Origin of the sequence: Acidisarcina polymorpha (genome assembly GCF_003330725.1) — a bacterium.
Classification (GTDB): domain Bacteria; phylum Acidobacteriota; class Terriglobia; order Terriglobales; family Acidobacteriaceae; genus Acidisarcina; species Acidisarcina polymorpha.
In genome coordinates this window covers 387,400-413,467 of the sequence record NZ_CP030840.1, presented here as the reverse complement: position 1 = coordinate 413,467, position 26,068 = coordinate 387,400, and the positions used below count along the sequence as shown (strand labels likewise).

Sequence of the window (26,068 nt, the reverse complement as noted above, 5' to 3'; positions counted from 1 at the left end):
GCTGACTACGCCAGGAGAAGTTTTCTTGCGAGAGGCAAGAGCAATCCTTCAACGATTGACGACTGCCACTCAGACGATGTCGAGTCCGAGATCCAGGGACCGGATGTTGTGAGTCAGCGCTCCGACCGAGATAATGTCTACTCCGGTCTCGGCGATCTCGCGAATGCCGGCGAGCGTAACCCCGCCGCTAGCCTCAACCAGCACACGGCCTGCAATCTCTGCTACGGCCGAAGAGAGCTGTGCTGTGGTGAAGTTGTCGAGCAGGATTGTATCGACACCTGCGGCGAGGACTGCCTCGATCTGCTCAGGCCGGTCGACCTCTACTTCGACGTGCGTGGTGTGGGAAAGACGGGTACGCATGGATTGCAGTGCTTCCGTCACATTCACGGCTCCCGTGGCTGCCAGGATGGCAAGATGATTGTCCTTGACCATCACGGCATCGGAAAGGGAGTAGCGGTGATTATGGCCGCCTCCGCAGCGGACGGCATAACGTTCGATAAGACGGAGACCCGGTGTGGTCTTGCGCGTGTCGACGATCCGCGCCCGTGTCCCTGCAACGGCTGTTACATATTGCGCCGTCTGGGTTGCGATGCCGGACATGCGCTGAACGAAGTTGAGAGCGACACGTTCTGCCTGCAGGATGGCTTGGGCCGGTCCATCCACTGTGGCGAGCACTGCTCCTGCCGGGAAAGACTCTGCGTCATGCAGATGGAAGCGCGTGTCGATGGCGGAGTCGGTGAGCGACATGGCGGCGGCAAAAACATCTTCTCCGCTAAGTACGCCGGGTTCCCGCGCTACCAGGCGCGCACTTACGCGTGCCGACGCCGAAATGAGGGATTGCGAGGTAAGGTCGCCCCACGGAGCGTCTTCCTCCTGCGCTATGCGGACAAGACGCTGGATGGCTTCGGTGCCCGGCCGGATCAGCATGTGGTCGTGGTGTTCGCAACTTCCTGTGAGGCGACCAAGGAGTGCTGAAAGCCGGTGGAGGTTTCAGGAAAATCTTCCCTGAAATGCGCGCCGCGCGATTCCCGCCGTGCCAGAGCAGCAGCGACCATCACTCTTGCAAGCGCGAGCAGGTTGGCGGTTTCGAGGTCGTGTATCGTGCCTCCTCCCGGACGCCATCGATCCAACTGCTTTGCGCAAGCGCCGAGACTGGAAGCAGTTCGTTCAATTCCAGCTGCATTCCACATCAGGCTTTGCAGCGCCTGCCGGCTTACTGGTTCGCTGTTGTTTGCGGAGAGATGTGGTGACAGCGGAAATGTCACAGCGGCTTCCTTCGCTCCGGTGATGAAGGGCGAAAAAGGTGCGGACTTTATCTCGTTGACATCTTCCTTAAGCAATAGTTCCGCGCATCGCCAGGCGAAGACTAGGCTTTCTAGCAGGGAATTGGAAGCGAGGCGGTTGGCTCCGTGAACGCCAGTGCAGGCGACTTCGCCGACAGCGAAGAGACCTGGCAGGGAAGTGCGTCCCCAAATATCTGTGCGCACGCCGCCCATCCAATAGTGGGCTGCGGGGGTCACTGGTATCGGTGTCCCGGACCAGTCGAGGCCGCGAGTCCGGCAGGCGGCGTCGATGGTAGGAAAGCGTCGGGCAAGGAACGATGCACCTAGGCTCGTCGCGTCGAGCATCACCGGCAGGCCATTTTGCGCGGCCATCTGGCGGGCGATCCCTCGGGCTACCACATCGCGCGGGGCGAGTTCGGCGCCGGCATGAATGTGCTGCATAAAACGGCGCCCATTGGCGTCGAGCAAGACCGCTCCATCGCCGCGAACCGCTTCCGAGATAAGGAAGGTATCCGGGCCTGCCAGCGCTGTCGGGTGGAACTGGTAGAACTCCAGATCGGTAAGCTGCGCGCCCGCACGGAGTGCCATGGCGAGGCCATCCCCGGTAGCGACCGATGGATTGGTGGTGTGCGAATAAAGTTGGCCTGCGCCGCCACTGGCCAGCACTACAGCGTCAGCGTAAAGTTCATGCAGGGCGCCATCGGCTTCCAACACGTCAAGGCCTGCAACCCGTTCCTTACGCAGGATAAGGTCGCGAGCGAAGGTGTGTTCCATCACCGGGATACCGGCCGCGCGGACAGCGCGGGCCAACGCCAGCTCTATGTTAAGTCCAGTGGAGTCTCCGCCGGCGTGCAGAACTCGAGCGCGGGTGTGAGCGGCCTCGAGTCCTCGCGCCAGCTCTCCATTGTGCTGGTCAAAGGCAACCCCGAGCCTTACGAGATCGCGAATGCGCCGCGGCCCCTCGGAGCAAAGCACTTCCACAGCCTGCGGATCGCACAGGCCGGCGCCGGCGCGCAGCGTGTCAGCGATGTGCTCAGCGACGCTGTCGTCAGAGAACATCGCCGCAGCGATGCCGCCCTGCGCGAAGCGGGTGTTGCTGTCTTCAAGCCGCGCCTTGGTGACCAGGGTGACCGCGTGCTTGCGGCTAAGCTCCAGAGCAGCGATGAGACCGGCGATGCCGCTCCCGACGACAAGGATGCGCTTCATAGGGATGCCACCGGGCTCTCGATCCTGGATTCCGGTTTCGACTCCGGTTTGAGGCTAAGCATGCGTTCCAGGGCGATGCGCGAGGGCTTGGCGATCTGCTCCGGCACCGTGATGCGATTCAGCACCTCACCACGATTGAGCGCTTCGAGCACCCAGGCCAGATAGCTCGGATGGATGCGGTACATGGTCGAGCAGGGGCAAACGACTGAGTCCAGACAGAAGATTTTATGCTGCGGATACTGGTTGGCAAGCCGCTGCACCAGGTTGATCTCAGTTCCGATGGCAAACGTACTGCCGGTGGGGGCAGCGGCGATCGCCTTGGTAATGTAGTCTGTCGATCCCGAGGCATCCGCCGCATCTACGACGGGCATTGGGCACTCCGGGTGCACAATGACGCGAACTTCAGGGAAGCGCTGACGCGCGGCTGCGATCTGATTCACGGTGAAGCGCTTATGCACCGAGCAAAAACCGTGCCAAAGGATGACGCGGGACCTCTGCAGCGTCAATGCGTCTGAACCGCCTAGCTGCCGGCTGGGATCCCAAAGCGGCATTTGCTCAAGCGGGATGCCGATCGCTTTACCGGTGTTGCGGCCAAGGTGCTGGTCGGGAAAGAAGAGGGCGCGCTGACCGCGAGCCAGAGCCCACTTGAGCACTTCGGTCGCGTTCGACGAGGTGCAGACAATGCCCCCGTGCTCTCCGCAGAAGCCTTTCAGGGCTGCCGAGGAGTTCATATAAGTTACGGGGACCACCGGCTGGCGGCCTGCTCCGTCTGGCGCGTCCCCAAGAACCTCTGTGAGCTCCTCCCAGCAGTCCTTGACGGAATCAAGGTCGGCCATGTCCGCCATCGAACAGCCGGCTGCCAGGTTCGGCAGAACGACGGCCTGATCGGGGCGTGAAAGCATGTCGGCGGTTTCGGCCATGAAGTGCACGCCGCAGAAAACGATGAACTCGGCCAACGGACGGGTTCTGGCGGCGTTCGCGAGTTGGAAGGAGTCACCGACAAAGTCGGCATATTGCACGACTTCGTCGCGCTGGTAGAAATGGCCCAGGATCACCAACCGCTCCCCCAGGGCAGCCTTGGCTGTGCGGATCCGCTGATCGAGTTCGCCCTTCGAGGCCTGTCGATATTCCTGCGGAAGAAAGCCCTGGCGCGGCGAACTGGGCGGCAGAGTGTCATGCATGGACGCCCCAGGGCCATAACCGGGCTCCTGCATGTCAAACAACCAAGGCTCATCTGCCAAATCGGTAGAGCATGCACCGGTGGCTGATGGCACGGACCCGTTTGTGCCCGCGGGCCGTTCGCCTATGCGAATCAACTGAATAGTGTCGTCTACTGATAACAATTTCTCTCCCGCGGGCGTTCGTGCCGACTCTGCTGATTCCCGATGGTGGGGAGCCGCTCGAAGCAACCTCGTTTAGATGTCTAAGGGCCAAGATGCCACGTTCACAATCCTTCGATCCCGATGCTACGCATTTGACTCTGTGCGATAGCCGGTGGATGCAGCGAGATCGATTCTCCCGTCCAAAGCAATGCGAATGAAGCAGATTAACAAATTCAGCCTTGGCTGCTTATGGGGAAGGGAGATTAACGAAAGCGATTCGATTGAATCAGGAATGCCCCGCGCGAAGACGCAAGGAAGACGCTGGCGTGGCGGGTCGCGGCAACGCGTGTGGTTACTCGCGGATCGTCTTGTCAGGCTCCGGCAGCGCGTCTGAAACATTTTATTCCAAGCATCGTCGTAAGTGCGCCGGCATTCGGGGCAAGGTGTCTCTGATCTAGAAGGTAGGATTTCAAGGGCAGTCAACAGGCTCGAGCCCATCTCGGTCGATTCATATTCGACTCGCGGCGGAACCGCTGTTTGTCCATTCGTATCATCCTTGCGCCCGAGCCTCAAGATTGTGCCGTCTTCCGACAACTTCGGAGGCCAGTTTTTAAGTATCCCATGATCAATTGCGATGTGAATCTTCGCCGCTACCTGTCAACAGGGAGAACAATCGCATAGCGCAATCAACCGGCACTAGATGGTGATCACCGCAAGAACTGACATTAGCACTGCCGGTGCCACTCTTACTTCGGCAACTTGCCCTCATAGGGGGAGGGTGATTGGGCTTGTGCGGACGAGGAATCTGCTCCAAATCGCAGTTGCTCTGACTTCTCGAATTCGCGAGAGGCGTCTTGCGTGCGCCCGGACGCGTGGTACGCCTGCCCGAGCAGGTAGTGGGTAATGTAATTCCCAGGATCCATATGCAAGGCGCGCTCAAGATACCCGGTAGCAACTAATGGATTCCGCTCTCGAACCAGCACTTTCCCCAGCAGGATGTAAGGCCCTGTAGAGTGCGGATCGAGCAGGAGAGCGCGGTTGAGCGACTCTCTCGCCTGCTCGTCGTCCCCAGCACGGAAATAGGCGTCGCCGAGGCGTTCGTAGATTGTGGCGTCTAGAGGATTGAAGTTGCGCTCGCTTTGAAACTCCTGGATCGCCTGGTTGATATCGCTCTTCGCCAGATAGATCTCGCCCAGTAGTTTGTGCGCGAGCGGCAATCGAGGGTTAAGTTGGAGCGCTTTCCGAGCCGTCGACTCCGCGGGAACCATGCTTTCACGGCGCAGCAGGATTCGCGCGGTAAGCAGGTAGGCGGAGGGAGAATCAGGAACGAAACCGTATTCGGCGGCAAGGGTATGCCGGGCGTCGTCGTACCGATCAACATCTATGTAGCAGAGGGCGAGGAGATAGCTGGGATCGACATTCGTCATAGCCGGGGAGGAGTGTTCCGCCTCGAGAACCGGAATCGCGTCGGCGGGTCTACCCTGACGATACAGCGTGATTCCCAGCATCTGCCTCGACTCGCGATCCTGCGGATTCTGGGAAATTGCTCTCCTGAAAGCGATTTCTGCCTTCCTGAGATCAGACTGCTGATAATAGACGAAACCTCTCAGATACTCGAGACCAACGAGTCCCGGGTGGTCAACAGCCAGCGCATCCAGCTTTCCGAGCGCCTCTTTGAGATTTCCCTCATTGATCAGCTGGGTGGCATCTTCGGTGATCACCACGCTCGGCGGTTCTGTGGCCTTAACCGCGGCGGGGTTGGAGCGAGATTGCGTCTGACTCAACGTCTGCGAGGCAGCGCCCAGAACCAGGCAAACGATGTAAGCAGAAAGCCAACCCATGGTGTGCAAAATCGTACAGCAAATTAAGCGCGTATGGGTGAGCGAATAGAAATCATGCCGGCGCTATCAAAGATACGTTGGCACGCGAAATTCATCCCTTTGGGCGATCAACGACCGCCGCCGAGCCCGTAAACTTGCCTCCGACGCAATAGGGCATTCGACACCAGCCCACGCGTCTCCATCATGAAGGACCGTTTCCACTCAGTCCAGAATACATTTTGCATCCACCTGATTGGGGTCTCCGGTCCTCAACGCAGGCCCAGGGTTCGCATGATCTTCGTGGCGACCGAAGGAGCCAGTGCTGTCTACGAAGGTCAGGGAAGTTGGTCTAAATGCATTCGTTGGATACTGCAACTCCCCCTTCTCGACATCAGCAGGCAAGAATTGGTGACCGCCCGAAGAGAATTCGGTCGAGATCGTTATGCGGCCCTTCCCTTAGTAAAGGCGTCTTTTCTGGAGCTCGAGGCCTTGGGATTGCAACGAGCGGACAAATGATCCTTCTGAGACTCTTTCGTTCCCCACGGGCATTACCGACGCCCTGCCAACTAGGTCAGTTCCGCCAACATCCCTGCTTCAGCTTCCGGGTCTTCGGTAGACGAATGGTGATTTTGTCCACCCTGGGGCTGAAGACAAGGAGTGAGGATACGCGCATAATTAGCGCCGTGGCCAATTACGTCTTTGCGAACTCAGCAGTCATTTTCTTGCGTCTGCTCCGGGCGTCCCGGTGGAGCTTAGTAGCCATCGCCCTGCTTGGGGTCACTGTCTCTATTGGAACTCCGACAGCGCATGGACAGCAACCAGCAACACCCCCGCTTTACGGTGGCAGCGCCGCAACACCGCAGCAAGGCGGCTCCGCAACGGCGGGCACATTCGCTCCCGTTCTTGACTCGGAGAAGCGGCCCATTACCGCAGGTGGTTTCGTCAAGAACGGACCGATCGTCTATCAGGACATCTCCGCGAAGGCAGGCCTTACTGGTTGGCGCCATAAGATGGGCACGCCGCAGAAGCCTTTCATTCTGGAAACGATCGGATCCGGTGTGGCGCTGCTAGATTATGACAACGACGGATGGCTGGATATCTATCTAGTGAACGGCTCCACGTATGAGGCATTGGATGGAAAGGCCGAGCCACCGCACGCAGCGCTCTTTCACAACAACCACGATGGCACGTTCACGGACGTATCAGCGCAGGCTGGCGTAACAAACGGGAGATGGGGATTCGGAGTCGCGGTAGGAGACTATGACAACGATGGCTGGCCCGACCTGTATGTGTCGAATTTCGGGAAAAACCGGCTCTATCATAACAACCACGATGGCACCTTCACCGATGTTGCCGAACATGCCGGAGTGACACTAGGGAACTGGTCGACAGGCGCCAGCTTCGGTGACTATGACGGTGACGGTAAGCTCGACCTGTTTGTCCCCGGGTACATCCATTATGATGTTAGTCACCCGCCGGCGCCGGGTTCGGCAGCGGTGGGATTTGGATTCTGCCAGTACCGGGGGGCGCCTGTGATGTGCGGTCCGCGCGGGCTTCAGGGCGAGCCAGACCATCTCTTTCACAACAATGGGGATGGGACCTTTACCGACGTCAGCGAAAAAGCCGGTGTGAGTGATACGCATCACTACTATGGATTCTCCTCTACCTTCGTTGACGTAAATAACGACGGTAAGGTAGATCTTATTGTCGCCGACGACTCGACCCCGAACTACCTCTATATCAATAAGGGCGATGGCACCTTTGATGACGCCAGCTTCTATTCAGGCTTTGCGCTCAACCAGGCCGCCCGTGAAACAGCTTCGATGGGGCTGGCCGTAGGAGACTACCTTAATAACGGCAGGGTTGACCTTTATACAACCACGTTTTCCGACGACTACAAGACCCTCTTCCGCAATGAGGGCGACGGCAACTTTTCCGAAATTACCCCGCAAATGGGAATCGCCGAGGTCACCTATCCATTCTTGAGTTGGGGCACAGAGTTTATCGATTACGACAATGACGGATGGAAGGACATCATGTCGGTCAGCGGGCATGTCTATCCGGAGGTGGACAAGTATGACTGGGGCACCACCTTCGCCGAACGTCCCCAGTTGTTCCACAACGTCAAGAAAGGGAAGGCGTTTGAAGTCGTTCCCGCGGTCGAGGGCACGGGACTGGCGATCGTCGTCCCTAGCCGTGGAGCGGCGTTCGGAGACCTCTTTAATGACGGCAAAATCGACGTTGTTATTAACTGCATCGATCACACTCCCGTTTTGCTCCGCAATGTCAATGCGGACACTAACCACTGGGTGGGCCTCAAGCTCGTTGGCGGTCCAAAGAGTCCTCGCGACGCGGTCGGCGCGACTGTTTACGTAGCAGCAGGCGGGATACGGCAACGCGGCGACGTAATGAGCGGCGGTAGTTTCGAATCATCCAACGATCAGCGGCTTCATTTTGGTCTGGGACCGGCGAGCGCGGTTGACAGCGTCGAGGTCCGATGGAACAGTGGTTTAGTCGAACACGTCAATCTTCCGAGCGTCGATCGCTTTTTTGTTATCGAAGAAGGCAAAGGTCTGGTACCGAGTGTCTACGATGCGATCGCGAACAGCGCTGCATCCGCGATTAAACCACGGTCGGCTGGGAATTAGCAGCGGGCACTGCAGGAGCTTTTCAAGCTGGCTCGATGCCAGCGCCTTGCAGATATCAACTGAGTTGGCACTGAAACACTATGGATGGCCTATGCAATACATCAGGAAGCGTTTGACTCTAGTTGCGGCTTTTGCCGTCGGCGGTCTGCTTGCTTTCGCGATCTCTACCGGATCAGGGTTCAGCCAGGATCAAGTTAAAGATCAATCTACTGAATATCAAGCCGCTAAAGATCGGTCCGATCAAGAACGCAAACAATACGCCGCAAAGGTCCGCGAGACCTATAACTTTCGCTTCGGCAAGGACAACCTGTTTGTCCCCGGAACAATGCAGGTGCAAGGTGACGATTTTGTTCAGCCCGGTGCATTTCCAAATGCCGCTTACTGCGCCCACTGTCACCAGGAGGCATACAGCCAATGGCGGCAGGCTCTCCACTCAAATGCCTTCCGCACACCCTTCTATCGGGCGAGCGTGAATATTCTGGTCAATACCAAGGGCATTGAGTTTGCGCGCCATTGCGATAGCTGCCACAACCCCGTCGCCGTCATGGCGGGCGGTTTGACTGAGGATTCCAAAGTTGATCGGAAAATGGACCAGGATGGGCTCACCTGCGCCACGTGCCATTCGATTCAGAAACTGCAGTCGATCAAGGGGAACGGCGGCTTTGTTATGGGAATTCCGTCGGTGATGGTGGATGAGAATGGAAACCGCATCCCCGGGGAAGTTCCATACAAGGAGATATTGGAGCATACCGACCGCCATTCTCAAGCAGTCATGCAGAGCTTCTACCGGACCCCGGAGTTTTGCGGCGCCTGCCACAAAGCCAATCTGCCGGCGCCCCTGAACGACTATAAGTTCATCCGGGCGTTCACTGCATACGACGAATGGCAGAACTCGAAATTTTCCAAGCGGAACCCATTGACGTTTTATTCCGGCGACTTTACCACTTGTCAAAACTGCCATATGAAGCGAGCCGCCAATGTCCTGCCGGACTACGGGGCGAAGAATGGCACGTTCGCATCGCATCGCTGGCTCGCCGGCAACACCGCGGTGCCATTCTATTACGGCTTCGACGAGCAGCTGGAGAAAACGATCGCGTTCTTGCGGGCTGGGAACTTCCTGAATGTCGATATCGTGGGATTGAAGAAGTCGGGTGATGAAAAGCTAATTGCGCCACTCGGGTCGGTCCCTTTCAGCCTGGAGCCGAATAGCACAATCGAGGCACTGGTGGTCGTCCAGAATAAGAACATCGGACACTCGTTGATCCCCGAAGTACGCGACCTATATGAGGCTTGGATCGAGTTCACCGTGCAGGACGCCGCCGGCAAGGACATCTACCACAGCGGCTTTCTGAAGCCAGACGGGTATCTGGACGAGCGCGCCCACAGCTTCACCAACCGCCCTGTGAATTTGGAGGGTGAGTTCGTCGACAACCACAAAGTCTGGACGATCCACTCCGTCGCCTATGACAACTCGGTTCAGGCGGGACGGTCGGCTTTGGTTCGGTATCAATTCCGGATACCCGCGCAGATTCAAGGTGAGATCAAGTTGACGGCGCGGGTGAACTACCGTCACTTCCGGCAGAGTTATTTGAACAATGTCTTCGGCCCTGACCATCCGGCATATCCGGTCGTTGAGATCGCCTCCCGCACCGAGTCGCTGAATATAGGAAAGAATGAGCCTACCCAACCTGAACCTGGCGATAACGCCGACTGGATGCGGTGGAACAACCTGGGAATCGGGTACCTCGACCAGTTGCAATACGCGGACGCTATCCGTGCATTCAATGAAGTGGTAAAGCTCAGGCCCGATTATGCTGACGCTTACACCAACATCGCACTCACCGAGATCGAGTGGGAGAAATACGGGTCAGCTCGCGCGGGCATCGATAAGGCGCTCGAGCTAAGTCCCAATAATGCCAGGGCCCTTTACTATGCGGCGCTTCTCGAAAGGCGGGCAGGTCACTCTGACGCCGAGATCGCCGACCTGCGAGAGGTCGTCCGGCAATACCCGGACTCCCGCGATGCACGCCGGGAACTGGGCATCTCCTACTACCAACAGCATAAGAACGATGAGGCGATGGCACAGTTTGTCGAGCTGCAGAGGATCGACCCCGACGATCTTGCCGCGCACTACAACCTCTCGATCCTCTATCGGCGCGCGGGCATGAAGGATAAGGCGGCAGAGCAGCAGGCTTTGTTCGTTACTAAGAAATTCGATCCGGGCGCGCCCACTTACTCGCTCGACTTTCTGCGAAAACATCCTGAGATATCGATCGAAAGTGTGCCATGGCACATGCACACGGATGACGTCCACGATATGAGCGAACCGGCCTCAGGAGCACAGTAATGAGAAAGTTCTTCAAGCTTAAGACCGAAGCGCTTGATTGGGTAGTCCTAGCGGGATTGGTGATGATCTCCGCACTATGCAATGCTGAAGAAGGTCACTGCGCCTGGTTGAATGAGGCCACCGCATCGGGTGTGCTAAACGGGTCGGTGACCCTCACTCTGGAGAGTGCCCCGGATGATCAGACCATCTGCACGTTCACCAATTCGAAGACAGCAAAGGACTACTCCGCTCTGCGCATTATGGTGCAGCCATTGAAGGATGTGAATAATTCCATTGTGTCTCACAAATCCTTGTGTACTTCAACGCCCACCGCTCTCAAGGCCATAGGAAATGAAGCGGTGTCCTGCTCCGCCGATGTGGGTTACTCGCGCGGGGAGCAGGTGATCGGGCGCGTGCGCGATCGTCTCTTCATCGTGGCCATAAGTTCGACAATGGCCCATGACCCGTTGATGGCGCGTCCAGCGCTCAAGGAAAAAGCCAAATTGATTGCCGAGCAGGTGAGCGGCGCGTTGTTCTAGCACTGACCTCCGGCCAATGACCCGAGTATGTTACGTTTACGGCGGAAGTGTTGTTTGGGGAGGATCAACGGTGCTCTCTATGTCGGCCCAGCGACCGAGCGGCGGTCGAGCCAATCAGAGACTGAGGACGAATGATCTCTGGTAACAGTCTCATAGCAGAAAAGGTTGAAGGACTGCAGTCGAACAAGGAGCAATGCACACAATGAGCGAAGATAGGCTCTCCAATTTAGCGGCCAGGCTTGCGGCTGCACTCGAGCTTCGGCAGCCGCCTGTGGCGCTTGGCTTTTCGAGGTTCATCCCCTCTGGCATGAGCGAACATACAGGCCGGGTACCCGCAGGATGCAGGTTCTGGGAGGATGCGGCAGACGCCGCGTTTGCGACATCCGCCGCGGACCACAGTCTCTGCGCGATCGGTGTTTATACTCACCGTCTTCAGGAATCTCCAGCCCAGCAAAGCGATCTCATGGATGCTCTCAAGGTATTTGGCGAGCTCGGCTATGTGACAGCGCAGGATCTCGCGACCATTCCAGTGCTGGAGTCTCAGCACGAATATGTTCTCTATTCGCCGCTGTCTAGAGCGCCGTTTGTGCCGGACGTCGTGCTTCTGTTTGTCCTGGCAAATCAGAGCCTGATTCTCTCCGAAGCCACGCAACAAGTCGAGAACCAGAACCCCCCCGCCATGGGCAGGCCGGCATGCGCGGTCGTACCGCAGGTCATGAATACCGGTCGCGCCGCGCTCAGTCTGGGGTGTTGCGGAGCCCGCGCCTACCTTGACGTTCTCACCGACGACATTGCCCTCTTTGCGATTCCGGGCGCCAAGCTTGAGGCTTATGTCGAGAGAATCGAAACGCTCGCGAATGCCAACAAGGTTCTAACCGCCTTCCATCAGCTTCGCCGCCGCGATGTCGAGAATGGGAGGGCTCCGACTGTCCAAGAGTCGTTGCTGGAAATGGGAGCATGATGCCGCAGAGGCGGCTCGCGTTGAGTACTCAACATTCTGGCGGAAGCGCGTGTGAGTCGAACACACCGTCGCCCGTTAAGAAAGCCCACTGGTTTTGAAGACCAGGAGGATCACCGGAGCCTGAGCGCTTCCTGCGCATTCGGCAGCGTACCCGCCGAATCACTGCTCGCACTCTCCACTCGACCTGACTTCGGCGGATGCAGACGCGCTCGCAAGCTCACCTGCCGCTTCCCCGGAATGGGCCAAGACCCCATTCATTATGGAAGCGACAACGTCAAGCGCGTTCTACTGGATCTTCAAACTCCTCTAACATACCTAAGTAGAAGCTGCGTATCACCTCATGCCTCCGTGCCGCGATGGATCGTCCTGTAACCGTTCTAAAGCCTTCTGCCAACTTCAACAGCTTCGCCGGGAAGTGGTCCAGGGCGAAGTCGGCATCGTTCAAGGCCCTTCGTTTTCCGCGAGGGTCAGAAGGTTCGTAAAGTGACGATCCCATTCGGCCCGCGGTGTAGAAGCACCTGGCAATGCCTGTGAAACCTATGGCGTCTAGGCGGTCGCCATCCTGCAGGATGCAAGCTTCTAGAGTGACCGGCGCGATCCCCGCCGAATAGCTGTGACTCTCGATGGCTGATGCTACCAAGTCGATTCGCGTAGCGCTCCATCCCAGGGCGGTGAGCCGGGCGATCGCTTCGGCTGCGGCTAGCCGGGACGCCTGTGACCTCAAGGGTGACTGCTTTGGCACGTCGACACAATCATGCAGGAGAACCGCAGCGGCCAGAAGCTCCAAGTCTCCGCCCTCATGATGCTGAATTTCCTTCACATTCCGCCACACTCGCGTGAGGTGCGAGACGTCATGCGCACCATCGGTTCCGGACAACATGGGTAAGAGCTTGCTCGCAAGTTCATTGAATGGCGCAAATAGATCAGAGTTCATCATTCTTCCTTTGCTGCTCGGCAGCTGCGTACTATCGGAGGTATGTCAGCTGAGTCCACTGTAAATTTAAATCTCTGGAAAAAACACCTTGGGAAGGTGCCGGAGGAGGTCTGGGAAGTTGCCGCCCAGCTTGAAACTCTGGTTCTTGCGGAGAATGATCTAACCGAAGTTCCTGAGAGGTTTGGCACGCTTACGCGACTTCGTATGTTGGACCTGGGGCACAACAATCTTGCTGCACTGCCATCAGGGCTTGGAGCGCTGATCGGGCTCCGCGATTTCCTTTATCTGCATGATAATGAGCTGGTGACATTGCCGGTGTCTCTTCGGCGCTTGACGAGACTTCGCTATCTAAACCTTAGTGAGAACCGCTTCGAGGTCTTGCCCGAGGCGGTATGCGAAATGGAGAGCTTGATCGAACTGCGACTCTGTGACAATCAACTTCGCGATTTGCCGGACGCAATCGGTCAGCTCGCGCAATTGAGAGAGCTTCACCTGCGAAACAACGAGATCACGGTACTTCCCGAGTCGGTTGGTGGTCTTAAAGAACTCCGGCAGATGGACCTCCGCCAGAATCCCATTCACTCGTTGCCCGATACCTTGCTGCAACTGCCGAAACTGGAGAAGTTGGATCTCCGTTGGGTGCCTACTCTGGCGCCGCCAGTCTGGCTGTTTGAGTTGGAAGCCAAGGGTTGCGCAGTTTACAGATAAGTGCCTGTGCTCACGGTATCCGCCCAATTCAGAACGGCAATCGAAGTCGGTCACGGCCTTATCTATCTCGGCTGCTCGCTTAAGTCCTTGCAAGGGATTTTTTGAGAGACCCGTGCCAGAGTTGAAGCATAGGTGGCAGGTCACGATTTGATCGGATCTTGGTTATTCACTTACTAGGTGATGGCGGATCTTAATCTTCGGGCGTATGATCTGGGGCGACTGGAAAGCCCTCGGTTGGTCCCCCGCTGGTGCTAGGAGTGCCGCCTTGAAGTATCTACTCCGCCTTCGCGTGACGTTTCGTCTCTCTGCCTTCCCGTTAGCCGCTTTCGCTCTTTTCGCCTCAAGCTCGTTGCATGGGCAATCGGTAGTCCACACCGGGGCATCGCCAGCCCTCAATTTTGGCAACGTCAACGTCTGTCCAGCGGGTTCAACTTCCCCCTCGCCCTGCAACAAAACGCTGACATTGACTTACAGGGTCACAGCGACTGGAACCCTTGGCACGCCGAAAGCCGTCACCAAAGGGACGCCGAAACTCGACTACACCCTGGCCAGCGGCAGTACCTGCACCGGCCTGGTCACACAGGGCACGTCCTGCACGGTTAAATTGAAATTCACGCCGCGCTTCTCGGGATTGCGCAAGGGCGCGGTCGAGATCGTAGACTCAACCGGCAAACTACAGGCGACGACGCTGATTCATGGAATAGGAGTAGCCCCACAGATTGCGTTCGATCCCGCCGTACAAACGACCGTCGCCATAGCTTCCTCCTCCTTCGGCAGTCCTTTTGAAGTCGACGAATTAGGCTATTTCTATGTTGCCTACACTGGCGACGGAGTAATCGACGGGATAGCGAAGATTCCTCCCGATGGCGGAACTCCGACCATTTTGAACACCGCAGGACTGGACGTAGGCGCTCCTTCGGCATTGGATGGCGCAGGCAATGTTTTTGTGAGAGGAAGTCTGGACCTCGTCGAGCTGCCAGCCGGCGGTGGTGAACCTACCGCCCTTCTCCTCGGTGATGGCTTCGATGAGGCATTGGACATGGCGGTGGACGGGTCTGGAAATCTCTTCGTTTTATACGAGCATTATGTTTCGGGAATTCAAATGTTTGCGGTCGCGGAAATCCCAGCCGGGGGCGGCCCTGAAATCCCCCTTCCGTTCGCCTTCCCGAGCGACGACTATCGGGCTCGCGCAGAATCGCTGACTATAGATAGTCTGGGCAACGTTTACGTATTGTTTGTTACTTTCCCTGGCTTCACCGGGCAAGTATACGAAGTGCCGGCTGGTGGCGGCAGTCAAGTGGTGCTACCCCCTACCTTTAATGTCGACGGAGGGTACATGGCGGCGGACGCTGCCAGCAATCTATTCGTTGGCAACGCTCCCCAGATCGAGGAGATTCCGGCCGGCTCGAGCTCAGCTATTACGATCAGCACTTTTCCGAAGCCTGAATACTCGGACCATCAGAACGTGGCAGTCAATCCCGCCGGCGATGTTTTTTCCATCCTACCTAGTGGCGATCTGGTCAAGCTGCATCGTTCCCAACCGCCCCCATTAAGCTTCCCCGAAACCCCGTTGGGAACCACCAGCATCCCGTTGTCAATCAATGTTCAGAACACCGGTAATGCATCACTCACGCTCAGCGGCATCACTGCGAGCGGACCATTTGCCACGCTTTCGGGCGCTTCCTCGGACTGCACAATCGGCTCTTCTCTCGCGCCGGGTGGGCGATGCGAACTCCGCGTCACCTTCAGGCCAGACTCGGAAGCCGTGACCACCGGCTCGATTACGCTCACGGACAACGCGCTGAACAAGTGTGGCGCGGCCCAGGTCATCGAGTTGGCGGGAACCATTGGCGACCCGCCAATGGCCAAGCTTTCGGCGACGACGCTGCACTTTGGGAGCATCGCTTATTCCACCAGCTCGACGCTTCCGTTGACGATCACCAACATTGGCGGTGGCACGCTGACGCTTGCGCCCTCGATCAACGGGCCCAGCTATACGATCGCGTCGAGCACCTGCTCGGCGGGAGTGGCCGCAGGCAAGAGCTGTACTTTGCAGGTGGAATTCGCTCCGGTTTCTGTTGGGAACCACAATGACAACCTGACCCTGGTCACCAATGAATCGCTCAACAATGGGCCGACCACTGCGAACGTCGCTCTTAGGGGCCTCGGTACCGGAGTCGGTGCTCTCGAAGCTAACAAGATCGTTCAATTCCCCGACTACGAGGACGGGCAGGGCGACCCCTTTCCGGTTGTCGCACTCACGATTTACAACTTCGGTGTTCCCGGTAAGGTGACGGTGAGCACTCGCATCAACGGCCAGAGCTACAAAATTGTCGGCAGTACCTGTACTGCTGGCCTCACGGCGGGCAGCACCTGCACATTGCAGGTGGAATTTATCCCGCAAGCGCTGGGCTATCATAACGACATTCTGACGCTGACTCCCAGTGGGGGAGCCGCTCCCAGCACCGTCTACCTCAGGGGCTTTGATGAGGAGTGCTGCGGCTAATTGAGCGGCTGCTCTCCGCTAGAATCCGGGATCCGCTCTTTGGCGCGGGCGTTCCTGCAGGTGCACCCATTAGCGTTGGAATGAAGGGTACAGAGGATTGCGCAGAGCGTTGTACCCAATGCGGTGGCAAACAAAGCGTCTCGCAACATTCTGGATTAAGATTGAGCCGTCCGAAGGCGGAAACTGCATGAAGCCGGTTTTGCTGTGCGCAATGCTGCTCGTTTGGGGACTTCTCTCTCCTCGGGCCGTCGCCCAATCCGATCCTGACATCTTTCCGCTTGCTGGCGACTGGGATGGCGTTTTGGCGGTTCAAGGCGCCGTCGACTTGGTGTCTCCAAGGCGCTGGATGACTGGCTCTTCAACTCTGCGAAAGGCCTTAAGTCGGAAAGGGTGTATGCTCTGTGCTAGTCGGCGATTTGATGTCGTCTTCAGAACCTTCGTAGGTATGTATCGACTGCTGTTAGCCTGCCCCATTTGCCCCGGCTTCACCGCGACAGTTTACTTCGTCATAAGAATACCTTCTGTGGGCGGTGCGTTCGATGCGGCGAAGGGATCAGGTGGAATTAGCCAGAAAAGCGGCGCAGGGACTCGAGCGTGTTGCTCTCGGCTACGATCATCTCGACCAGCCGCCGATAGCGTGTTCCCGGCACTACTTCCGCAAAATGCGCGGGGGACTTTCGCATCAATCGGATAGGTCTTCGCCAGCCGGCCTACTGCTGGTGCGAAATCTCGAACTTATCCATGATGTTCACCTTGACTCGTGCTTGCGAGATGGGCGCTCAACACAGCCCGGCCCTTCATTCGAGCTAGTAGTGGAGCAGCAGGTGTAGCGATAGCTAAGGGCCTTCAGAGACCCGCGCAGGAACGATTCTGACTGGAGACATAACAATGGACATAGCAAAGGTATTGAAGACGATTGGCGAACAGATCAGCACATTCGCGAGCGGAAAGCTGGCCTTTGCCGAGCCTGTTTCAGTGGCAGATCGAACCGTCATCCCAGTCGCTTGGGTGAGATACGACTTCGGTGCAGGTGGAAGCACTCCTGCGCCATATCGCCGGATGGCTCAGGAAGCTGGCGGCGGTGGAGGCGGCGGACAGGTGTCTGTCATCCCTGCTGGGATCATCGAGATTACTCCTACCCGAACGCGTTTCATCCCGATCCCGGATGGGAAGAAGATTTTTGCATTGATTGCATCGAGCTCCGCAAATTCAGGAATGAACAACGGAGGATCGCCTGCGAAAGAAAACCATCCGTTGGGCGCCTCGGACACGCCGAGCAAACAACTGGCCACCGCATATGGATCAGCAGCCAATAAGAAAGCTGCAGGAAAGCGTTCTATGCCGGCACAGAAGAAGGCCAGGGTTAAGAAAGTGCAGGCGAAAAAAGCAGTCCCGGTGAAGACCTCCCGGTCTTTGCCACGGAAGGTTGCGTCCGCTAGTACCTTTGCGAAGAAGGTGGCACGCAAGAAGAGCGCGGGGAGACAGCGCTAACAGGTGGAGCGCTCCGAAGCACGTCCACCCACTCGGAAGAGGCACCACGGCTTAGGCTTGTGGCATGCAGCGGGCATCCATCCGATAGAAATCCATCGAGGTGAGTGTGTGCCGGAGAGTCATACTATTCTGGCTGCTCTTCGGCGTCCATTAAAAGCGTGAGAACGCAATGAGCAGCAGAGCATAGAGGGCAATGACCAGTCCAAGCCCGACTAAGGTGGTTTTTCTCTCCGTCGACTTCGCCGAGGTCAGCCACCAGGCAAAGCGGTCGCTGGTCCACGGTACGATCTGATTCATCAGCAGGACGCCCACGAGATTTCCCGCGAAGAGTGCTAACCAGAACGGCCAGTGTAGGCGCCTGACTAGAAGTGGTTGCTGAACAAACGCTCCAAACAAAAACACTTCCGGATAAAGCAGCAGAAGTACGATCATGTTCTGCTTCCATACCGGTGCGGATAGCGCACTCGTAGTTGAGCGGGGAAACCATTGGTCGAACCCGCTGTGCACGACGCGAGTGTCAAAACGTTCGGTGAATGATTCTGATTCTTTGATGAGATTGAGCCGCTCGGGGGAATTAAGCCACTTGTCTAGGTTTTGCTGAGAATCAAACCGGATGATCGACAGCCAATCATCCTGAACACCCTCAATCGGAGGCTCCAGCCTATATCCTTGAAAGCCGGCTGCCCTAGATTGGGCGGCTGCAATACGCTGTTCCCAGCTGCGATACTGGCTCTCCTGACCCGGTAGCAGACGTGTCGAAATGACGACAGAAGCAGCTGCTGGGAGTACCCCGGAGGCACCGTCTTTCACGATGTGCACATCATCAATACCAGCGAGAATCGGTTGCAGCTTTTCGATCAGCCTAAGGCGTTCAGGTGAACGCAGCCATCCGGTTCCGGCGTCAAGAGAGGAAAAGCGGAGCAGAATCACCCAATCGAATTGGAGAGGTGGGTGCGGTGGAATAACTTTCTGCTCAACAAAGCCAGGCCACTTCGATACCTCCGTGCGGATTTCATCCTGCCAGCTTCTGAAGGCATCCTCTTGTCCAGCGATTGGTCTCGTCTGCGTGACGATCGTAACTAGGTCTTGATCTACTTCACCGGCTTTGCTAACGACATTCGGCACTTGCGCATTCTCCCTCAAAGCAAAGAGCCATTAACGAGGGCATGGCGACCAGAATGCGCATAATTGATCATCTTAGGTACCCGGCTGACCGTTCAGCTAATCTTACCGGTCGACCGCATGGGCGCAACATAATTCATAAGTAACATCAGTAATGTAAATACGATCTTGTTGCCCTGACCTCCCCCTCATATTGCGTGGACTATGCATGAACAGAATGATAGGATCCATTCGCTCATGGCAAAATGTGGATGCGGGACTAGGTTGCGCAAGATGTACCGGGCAACCTCGCCACGATACTCTGTCGCAAAAAAACTCCTTCGTAAGAATATGTTGGTTTTGCTTTGCGGGATAGCTGCAGTGCTCCCTCTACCAGCCCAAAGCTCTGAGGAAAGCGGCCTCAGCGCAAACCCCGGTGCCGTGGATATTGTAATTGGCACTGGTCAACTGGGACGCCTGCTCGGCCTCGACAAAACGTCAGGTGTTCATCTCGGAGGCGTGTGGCTCGGGGATGCAAATTATCTAATTTCCGGCGGAGTTGAACCTGGCAAGTCAAGCTTTAACAGCTTGCTGCTGCTGGATCTAGATCTGGACCTAAATAAGTGGATGGAGATTCCGGGAGCCCAGTTCGGTGTCGTTTACCTTCAGTTCAACGGCCAAACGTCGAATGCACAGGCGGGGGTCGTGGCAGGGTATAACAGCCTTCCCGGACTGTCGCCATTGGCGCGCAGTGAACTTTATGAGTTGTGGTGGCGGCAACGCCTCTTTCGCGACAAGCTTACGTTACGAGTCGGAAAAACTGTTCCGACGAATGACTTTAACAACGTGACTCGACCGCTACAGCTTCACGACCTGACTCTTTCCATCCCAGCGGTGTCGGGCTTAATCTATACGCCCGTATTTGTAAATCCGACTCTACTCGGTGTCATGCCGGGCTATTACAACTCGGCTTATGGCATCACGGCGAGTTTGGCGCCGACTAAGAATGTTTATATGTCTTATGGGCTGTATGATGGCACGGGAGCTCGGGGCGATCAGACAGGGCTGCGTGCCGTACCCGCGTTCAACGGCTATTTCTTCAACGTTGGAGAAATCGGTTACGCCTGGCAGCTTGCTTCGCTTAAAATGCCCGGCACCTTCGCTGTGGGCGCATGGGGGCAGACTGGTAAGTTGTCGGGCGGAGGGAAGACAGAAGACGGCGCCCAGGGGTTCTATGCATTCGCCAGCCAACGGTTGTGGCTAACGAAACCGGGCATCGATAACAGCGGAGTCACCAGCTTCTTCCAATTCGGCATGAATGAGTCCAAAACGCTGATTGTAGACAAGTATATAGGTGGCGGCGTCACCGGTTTCGGCCTGGTTCCCAAGCGTCCCAACGACTCTCTAGGCATAGGCGCGGGAGTGTCGCGATTGAATAAGAATGATGGGTTCCGAAACAGCGAGGCTATAATCCAGGGATATTATCAGATCCACCTGGTGGGAGGCATCTACTTCCAACCCACGTTGACGTATGTTCCTGACCCCGGCAAGACCCCTAGCTTGTCCGCTGCAACGGCCGTCACCATGCGAGTCACGCTTCTGTATTGAGAGAGCGAATGAGCAATCATTCAGAGATTGGCGCCAAGCTCGGATGAAGCTAACTTGATGCCAGCTCGGCCGCATCGCCCGCTACCATCGAGACCATCCAATCGAGATCGCCGCACTTCCCGGCAACTATCAGTTTCCAGCCGAACGATGACGAACTCCGCGTCGGTACTACCAACCCAACTTCGGACAGATCGATCACAATCGCCTGCACTTCGTCAGCGCCGGTGGCATTCTATTCGGCGGTCGTGCATATTCACCTCGGTACCGCCACATCTTCTGGGATACCTCATGCCGCCAGCAAGCTATGCTGTTGAGTACTTCGACGGATATCGCGTAGTTTACGATCCGGTTTCGTTTGCCACCTGAATTTTATAGACACATTTGGAGCCAATGAAAGGATGAAGCAAGGTGTTTGCTAGCGCCCGTACAATGCGGTTGTGTGAAGTGTCACTGTTTCGGTTAGAAATGAGAGGATGGCGAAGTTATGGCGTTAGCGCAAACTTGTTCAAATATTTTCTTCAGGTACGCCGACTTTTCCGGAGAGGTTCCGATCAAACGATGAGGCGCAAAGCTGCTTGTGTACTGTTGTTGAGTGCAGCAACTGCATTGTGCATGGCGTGGAACGCAGCGGGGGGGCAGGTGACGTTCGCGTCTATCCCGCCGGAGGTGAGTTCCACCCATTTCACTGTGAAAATCGGCCACAAGAGTACGCCGGTAGTGAGCGCTGCCAGTGGGTATTACCTGCTGAACTTTGACATTTCGTCCCCGGTTCAGGTGACGGTAACCGCGAGCGATCCGCATTATTGGGATCGGGGAGTCGAAGTGCAGCCTATGCGATTCGGGATTCGCCCGCGAAGGGACGGGGCGTCGATTACGTTTCCTCTGGAGCAGCCGGCAAAGTTAACCATTACACGGCCCGGCGAACATTATGCAGATTCGGAGATGCTGTTTCTGTTTGCTAATAAGCCAGAAAGGTACAGGATCACGGCGAACACCCCGGGGGTCCGGTACTACGGGCCCGGGGTGCATCGCGAGAATATAGACGCCCATGAGGGAGACAACATTTACCTGGCGGCAGGGGCAGTAATAATGGGAGCGCTGAATATCTGGCAGGTAGATAATGTGCACGTTTCCGGGCTTGGCATGTTGCTCTATAACGGACCGCAGGATCCGGATCACGACACTGGTTGGATGCACAAACTGAATTGGCACGTGATCACGATGGACAGTGCGCATGGTATCGAAATTGAGGGGATAACTGCGGTGGTGCGAAGCCGAACGTGGATGATCCAGATGCGGGATTCGCGTGGGGTGACGTTTCGAAACGTAAAGGTGGTTGGCGGGAGCCCGGGAAATGCCAATCAGGATGGAATGGACTGGCTTGGGGGCGGGGATACCCTTGTGCAGGATTCATTTATTCGCGCGGCCGACGATATCTTCGCGATGTATGGGAACTGGGATGGGTACACGGAAGAGGCGCTGGCGACGCCAGGTCATGAGGTAAGCAATATCACAATCGAGAGCAGCGTGTTGTCGACAAGTATCTCGAACGTGGTGCGGGCGAACTGGCCAAAGAAGATCTTCGACAGCAACCATTTTACGCTGCGTGACTCGGACGTGATTCACATGGGAATGGGAAGCTGCGGAGTTCCGTTCGCGCTGGTGGAGCTATGGGCTGATCCAGCGGGGAAGGGGCTACAGTCAAATTATCGCATCGAGGATGTTCGGCTGGAGGACTGGTACTCGCTTGTTCAGCTACGACAGCCAAATCCGGCCATCCGCGATGTACATTTCGAAAACATCTCGGCCATGGATGGGCCGGGGCTTGCACCTTCTGAGTTGAAGGGTGATGTAAGTGGCGTGACGTTTCGAGATGTCAACCTTGGGGCCGGCAATGTTCGGGAAGACGCGAATATTCCGTTGCAAGTGATGGATGGGGCAGCTGAACCTGCCTATGGTCACTCGGCTGAAGCGGCGGACTTTAGTTATACGGGTGGGTTGATCAGGCCGGGAAGAAAGGTAACTTTTACGGTGCCCGCCGCGATTGGAGTGCGCTATCACTGGCTGTTTGGGGATGGGGCGGCAGCAGACGGTGCGGTGATCCAGCATTCGTTTGCGGATGCGGATGGCACCTTACTCGATGGGACGGGGCGTTATCGTGTGCTGCTGGCGGCGACTGATGCTAGTGGCCGCACACGGTGGAGTTCTCGGACGTTGGTTGTAAGGCCTTCACTCATGGCAGCACAAACAGAGGAGGGCATGCCACAAGGGTTAGTGAAGATCGCCGGAAGCGACGCTAGTTACGAAGGGATGGTGAGGATACCGGCGGATGGAGGGTACACGTTGACGCTGCTGACTAGCACCACGGCTTCACTATCGGTCGATGGAGAGCGGACGCAAAGTGGAATGCTACGACCGCAGGTGTGCGGGTCGAAGGGGGCAGCGGTGCAGGCGGTGCGCGTAAGTGTGGCGCTCGCGGCTGGCTTGCATCGGGTGGAGATAGATCGCGGACCTGAGATAGAAAACGCGGCGTCATCCAAGGAGCCGGTGCTGCTCTGGGAGGGGCCTGGGATGATGCGTGAGCCTGTGTCTGCCAGTGCGTTGCTTCATGCGGCGCATTAGGAAGGGGATTGTCGGCTCAATCGATGCGACCGCCAGACAGTGGCGAAAGTCGAGGGTTTGAGTTGATGGTATTGGAGGAAGTGACTATGACGTTTCGAGTTCACACTACCGCTGTCATCGGCTCGGCGCTGCTTGCATTCCTATCTCTTGGCGGCACGAGCGCCGCAGACCGAGCAGCCACGCTCGCGAAACCGGTGAATTGGGGGTCGCCGGACCAGCCTTACGCCAAGCGGCGCCCGGTTACTGCTGCCGACCGCTCTGCCATCCAGAGCTATCGCTCCGGACACAAGCTGCCCGTCTTTTCTACCAATTTCGCCGACGCTGCCGAACTTCAAGCGGATTGGACACTGATTTCGGATGATGGCAGGATGTGTCGACGACCTGGGAACGTGGAAGCGACGAGCAGTGGCCTGAGACTGAAAACATTAGCCGCCAAGGCAGACTGCCACAACCAGAGCTTGAAATGGTCCACTGGCTCTATTCAAAGTAAAGCAGACTACGGTTATGGCTTTTTCGAAGCTACTATAAAAATAGCCGACGTCAAAGGAATGAACGACGCGTTCTGGATGAACACGGAGAACCAGCCGGCAACTGGCGACTATTTCGAGATCGACGTCTCCGAGGTGCAGTACCCAAGCTATGATCACATCGGGCTGCAACAGTACCCGGCCAAACTGAACAATGTCGCTCTTCCAGCGTGAAGCATACCGGGATGGGATGGGGAGCCAAATTCGTCGACGATCTATCGGCCGGTTTCCACGATTACGGCGTACTTTGGACCCCTAAAGAGCTGATCTTTGAAGTCGACGGAGAGCCCGTTGCCGCGGCTGTCACGAACAACTCGATCAAAGCTCACGCCGATGTCATGTTGTCGAGCGCGCTGATCTATCCGGGCATTCCGGACCATCCTGAGGGCCATGACATGTTCGTAAAATCGCTGCGCATCTATGCTCTGCAGTAGAGGCGGACGGAGAGACGATGTCCGACCGAGCGAGATGAGTCCGGCAAGTTCATGTAGCTACGACCCGTCTCAACCAGGCGCGTAAGCTTGACGGCCAAATGTTCGAACGCGGATGAAAACTCGATTGAGGAGTCGCGATCGAGCCGCGCTTTTGGTTCGGTGGCGGGATGAACGTGGCCTCCGAATTCTGTTCCCGCCGAAAGAGCTTGTGCTTTCCAGCGGCCCAGCAAATTTGTGGAAGAACGCACGTGCCATCTAGGACCGACCGGCGTTATGGGACCCAGCCGCATTCCTATCTGTTTGGCGCTTGGAAAGACGCGTAGATCAGTCAACCCTCGAAGATCAATCAACCATCCTTTTACGTGGCGGGAAAGGCGGATGGCTTGGCGGAACTCTATCCACCCTTCGAAAAACTTCGCGCCAACCTTCCTGGTCTCGTGGGGAGTTTCGAAATCGACGATGTGGGCCACTGGGTGCATCACGAAGCCTCTGCCATCGTCAGTGACCAGCTACTGAAGTTCCTGCAGGCCGTAAGCGCCACCTAAACATTAGCGCGTCGACCATAGGCCATTCTCTACCTCGCGTCAGCTCCAGCAATATACGGCTTGACCATTTTGGCCGGATCGACCACGCGATCAAACTCCTCCTCGTTGACGAGACCAAGCTTCAGCGCCGCATCTTTCAAAGTGAGATCATTCTCCAGCGCATAATGCGCAACTTCGGACGCCTTGTCATAGCCGATGATCGGCGCGAGCGCTGTCACCAGCATCAACGAGCGGTCCACGTATTCCTTGATCTTCTTCAAATTTGGCTTCGTGCCTTCGATAAGAAATTTGCGGAAGTTTGTGCATCCATCGGTCAGGATCGTGATTGATTGAGCGATATTGAATATCATCAGGGGCTTGTAAACGTTCATTTCCAAATAACCGCCCGCTCCTCCGAATCCTACCGCGACGTCATTGGCCATGACTTGGACGGCAATCATGGTGAGAGCTTCAGCTTGAGTCGGGTTTACTTTGCCCGGCATAATGGAAGAGCCCGGCTCGTTCTCTGGAATCAACAACTCTGCAAAACCTGCACGCGGACCGCAGGACATAAGCCGTATGTCGTTGGCGATCTTGTATAGCGATACCGCCAGGGTGCGTAGACATCCGGAAAATTGCACCAGGGCATCGTGAGCACCCTGTACAGTAAACTTATTCGGCGCGGTAACGAAAGGAAGGCCTGTCAGCGAGGCAATTTCAGCCGCAACCGACTCGGCGAAACCGGGATCTGAATTGATTCCGGTACCGACCGCAGTACCGCCTAGAGCCAGATGGTATACGCCCTGCAGAGCGCACTCGATGCGTTCGAGATTGTCGACGAGCATGCCTACGTAGCCTGACCACTCCTGGCCAAGGGTCAGAGGCGTGGCGTCCTGCAAGTGGGTGCGCCCGATCTTGACAATGTCTTTCCACTCCTCGGCTTTAGCATGAATCGCGTTATGTAAAAGCTGCAGAGACGGCAGCAGCCGTTGCTTCACGTTGACAGCTACCGCGATGTTCATGGCAGTTGGAAAAGAGTCATTGGTCGATTGTGACATATTCACATGGTCGTTCGGATGAACCGGCGTCTTGCTCCCGAGCGGCGTGCCCGTCAGCTGGCAGCAGCGGTTCGAGATTACCTCGTTCACGTTCATATTGAATTGCGTGCCGCTGCCCGTCATCCAAACATGGAGCGGAAACATATCGACGTGCTGACCGGCGAGGATTTCGTCACATACCCGAACGATCAATTTATGGCGTTCATCATCCAGTCTTCGTCCGGCATGGTTCGCACTGGCCGCACCTTTCTTCAGAACTGCATAAGCGCAGATCATCTCCCGAGGCATAAGGTCGGAACCGATGCTGAAATACTCAAGGGAGCGCTGCGTCTGCGCCCCCCAGAGCTTGCCGGCTGGAACCGGCACCTCCCCCATGGAGTCCCTTTCTATCCTCATCTCTGTCTCGGTCATTCATTTCCTCCTACAAATTACTTAGTCTTCTTATCGGGG

Annotated in this window: 19 protein-coding genes and 1 tRNA gene; 12 read left to right on the top strand and 8 right to left on the bottom strand. The window is 56.7% G+C overall.

Annotated elements, in window-relative coordinates:
- Positions 1 to 69: 69 nt before the first annotated feature.
- The 4 genes from nadC to ACPOL_RS01830 all read right to left on the bottom strand — a co-directional run bounded on the left by nadC (position 70) and on the right by ACPOL_RS01830 (position 5,652).
- Entirely contained in the window at positions 70 to 927 is an 858-nt protein-coding gene (nadC, locus tag ACPOL_RS01845) for a carboxylating nicotinate-nucleotide diphosphorylase (RefSeq protein ID WP_114205549.1), read from the bottom strand.
- The gene (gene nadB, locus ACPOL_RS01840) at positions 921 to 2,489 is read right to left on the bottom strand and encodes an L-aspartate oxidase (protein WP_114205548.1); all 1,569 of its coding nucleotides are present in this window, start codon (positions 2,487 to 2,489) and stop codon (positions 921 to 923) included. Before nadB ends, nadC begins: the two co-directional genes overlap by 7 nt.
- On the bottom strand, positions 2,486 to 3,805 hold the full coding sequence (gene nadA / locus ACPOL_RS01835) for a quinolinate synthase NadA (RefSeq protein ID WP_414633409.1): 1,320 nt from the start codon (positions 3,803 to 3,805) through the stop codon (positions 2,486 to 2,488). The genes nadB and nadA overlap by 4 nt, the downstream gene beginning before the upstream one ends.
- Positions 3,806 to 4,557: 752 nt before the next feature.
- Positions 4,558 to 5,652: a tetratricopeptide repeat protein gene (locus ACPOL_RS01830; protein WP_114205546.1), complete on the bottom strand. Its 1,095-nt coding sequence runs from the start codon at positions 5,650 to 5,652 to the stop codon at positions 4,558 to 4,560.
- Between the two features lie 599 nt (positions 5,653 to 6,251).
- Here ACPOL_RS01830 and ACPOL_RS01820 point away from each other — a divergent pair.
- The 4 genes from ACPOL_RS01820 (at position 6,252) to ACPOL_RS01805 (ending at position 12,105) form a co-directional block, all read left to right on the top strand.
- A complete protein-coding gene (locus ACPOL_RS01820) occupies positions 6,252 to 8,279 on the top strand; it encodes a CRTAC1 family protein (RefSeq protein ID WP_114205544.1) in 2,028 nt (675 codons plus the stop codon).
- A gap of 91 nt (positions 8,280 to 8,370) precedes the next feature.
- Complete coding sequence (locus ACPOL_RS01815) at positions 8,371 to 10,626, top strand: tetratricopeptide repeat protein (RefSeq protein ID WP_114205543.1); 2,256 nt, start codon at positions 8,371 to 8,373, stop codon at positions 10,624 to 10,626.
- The gene (locus ACPOL_RS01810) at positions 10,626 to 11,144 is read left to right on the top strand and encodes a hypothetical protein (RefSeq protein ID WP_114205542.1); all 519 of its coding nucleotides are present in this window, start codon (positions 10,626 to 10,628) and stop codon (positions 11,142 to 11,144) included. The genes ACPOL_RS01815 and ACPOL_RS01810 overlap by 1 nt, the downstream gene beginning before the upstream one ends.
- A gap of 202 nt (positions 11,145 to 11,346) precedes the next feature.
- Complete coding sequence (locus ACPOL_RS01805) at positions 11,347 to 12,105, top strand: DUF169 domain-containing protein (protein ID WP_114205541.1); 759 nt, start codon at positions 11,347 to 11,349, stop codon at positions 12,103 to 12,105.
- A 37-nt stretch (positions 12,106 to 12,142) separates the two neighbouring features.
- Here ACPOL_RS01805 and ACPOL_RS33080 read toward each other — a convergent pair.
- Positions 12,143 to 12,237: transfer RNA gene (locus ACPOL_RS33080), tRNA-Sec, on the bottom strand.
- A gap of 142 nt (positions 12,238 to 12,379) precedes the next feature.
- Positions 12,380 to 13,042, bottom strand: coding sequence for an HD domain-containing protein (locus ACPOL_RS01800; protein WP_236657167.1), 663 nt, complete (start codon positions 13,040 to 13,042; stop codon positions 12,380 to 12,382).
- Between the two features lie 39 nt (positions 13,043 to 13,081).
- Here ACPOL_RS01800 and ACPOL_RS01795 point away from each other — a divergent pair, with 39 nt between their 5' ends.
- The 3 genes from ACPOL_RS01795 to ACPOL_RS01785 all read left to right on the top strand — a co-directional run bounded on the left by ACPOL_RS01795 (position 13,082) and on the right by ACPOL_RS01785 (position 17,744).
- Positions 13,082 to 13,747: a leucine-rich repeat domain-containing protein gene (locus ACPOL_RS01795; protein ID WP_114205539.1), complete on the top strand. Its 666-nt coding sequence runs from the start codon at positions 13,082 to 13,084 to the stop codon at positions 13,745 to 13,747.
- Positions 13,748 to 14,012: 265 nt separating this feature from the next.
- The gene (locus ACPOL_RS01790; protein WP_161557137.1) at positions 14,013 to 16,253 is read left to right on the top strand and encodes a choice-of-anchor D domain-containing protein; all 2,241 of its coding nucleotides are present in this window, start codon (positions 14,013 to 14,015) and stop codon (positions 16,251 to 16,253) included.
- Between the two features lie 888 nt (positions 16,254 to 17,141).
- The gene (locus tag ACPOL_RS01785) at positions 17,142 to 17,744 is read left to right on the top strand and encodes a GerW family sporulation protein (RefSeq protein ID WP_114205537.1); all 603 of its coding nucleotides are present in this window, start codon (positions 17,142 to 17,144) and stop codon (positions 17,742 to 17,744) included.
- Positions 17,745 to 17,894: 150 nt separating this feature from the next.
- Here ACPOL_RS01785 and ACPOL_RS01780 read toward each other — a convergent pair whose 3' ends face one another.
- Positions 17,895 to 18,869, bottom strand: coding sequence for a putative antibiotic biosynthesis monooxygenase (locus ACPOL_RS01780; RefSeq protein WP_114205536.1), 975 nt, complete (start codon positions 18,867 to 18,869; stop codon positions 17,895 to 17,897).
- A 357-nt stretch (positions 18,870 to 19,226) separates the two neighbouring features.
- On the opposite strand from ACPOL_RS01780, the gene ACPOL_RS01775 reads away from it, so the two are divergent.
- The 5 genes from ACPOL_RS01775 to ACPOL_RS01750 all read left to right on the top strand — a co-directional run bounded on the left by ACPOL_RS01775 (position 19,227) and on the right by ACPOL_RS01750 (position 24,581).
- Entirely contained in the window at positions 19,227 to 20,453 is a 1,227-nt protein-coding gene (locus ACPOL_RS01775) for a carbohydrate porin (protein WP_201759057.1), read from the top strand.
- Between the two features lie 558 nt (positions 20,454 to 21,011).
- Entirely contained in the window at positions 21,012 to 23,075 is a 2,064-nt protein-coding gene (locus ACPOL_RS01770; RefSeq protein ID WP_114205534.1) for a PKD domain-containing protein, read from the top strand.
- Between the two features lie 86 nt (positions 23,076 to 23,161).
- Positions 23,162 to 23,776, top strand: a complete 615-nt coding sequence (locus ACPOL_RS35400) for a glycoside hydrolase family 16 protein (RefSeq protein WP_161557136.1) — start codon at positions 23,162 to 23,164, stop codon at positions 23,774 to 23,776.
- 11 nt (positions 23,777 to 23,787) lie between these two features.
- Positions 23,788 to 24,036, top strand: coding sequence for a family 16 glycosylhydrolase (locus ACPOL_RS35395; RefSeq protein ID WP_114205532.1), 249 nt, complete (start codon positions 23,788 to 23,790; stop codon positions 24,034 to 24,036).
- 383 nt (positions 24,037 to 24,419) lie between these two features.
- A complete protein-coding gene (locus tag ACPOL_RS01750; RefSeq protein ID WP_201759056.1) occupies positions 24,420 to 24,581 on the top strand; it encodes a hypothetical protein in 162 nt (53 codons plus the stop codon).
- Positions 24,582 to 24,610: 29 nt separating this feature from the next.
- Here the strand turns inward: ACPOL_RS01750 and fumC are convergent, their stop codons facing one another.
- Complete coding sequence (gene fumC / locus ACPOL_RS01745) at positions 24,611 to 26,029, bottom strand: class II fumarate hydratase (protein WP_114205530.1); 1,419 nt, start codon at positions 26,027 to 26,029, stop codon at positions 24,611 to 24,613.
- Between the last annotated feature and the right edge of the window lie 39 nt (positions 26,030 to 26,068).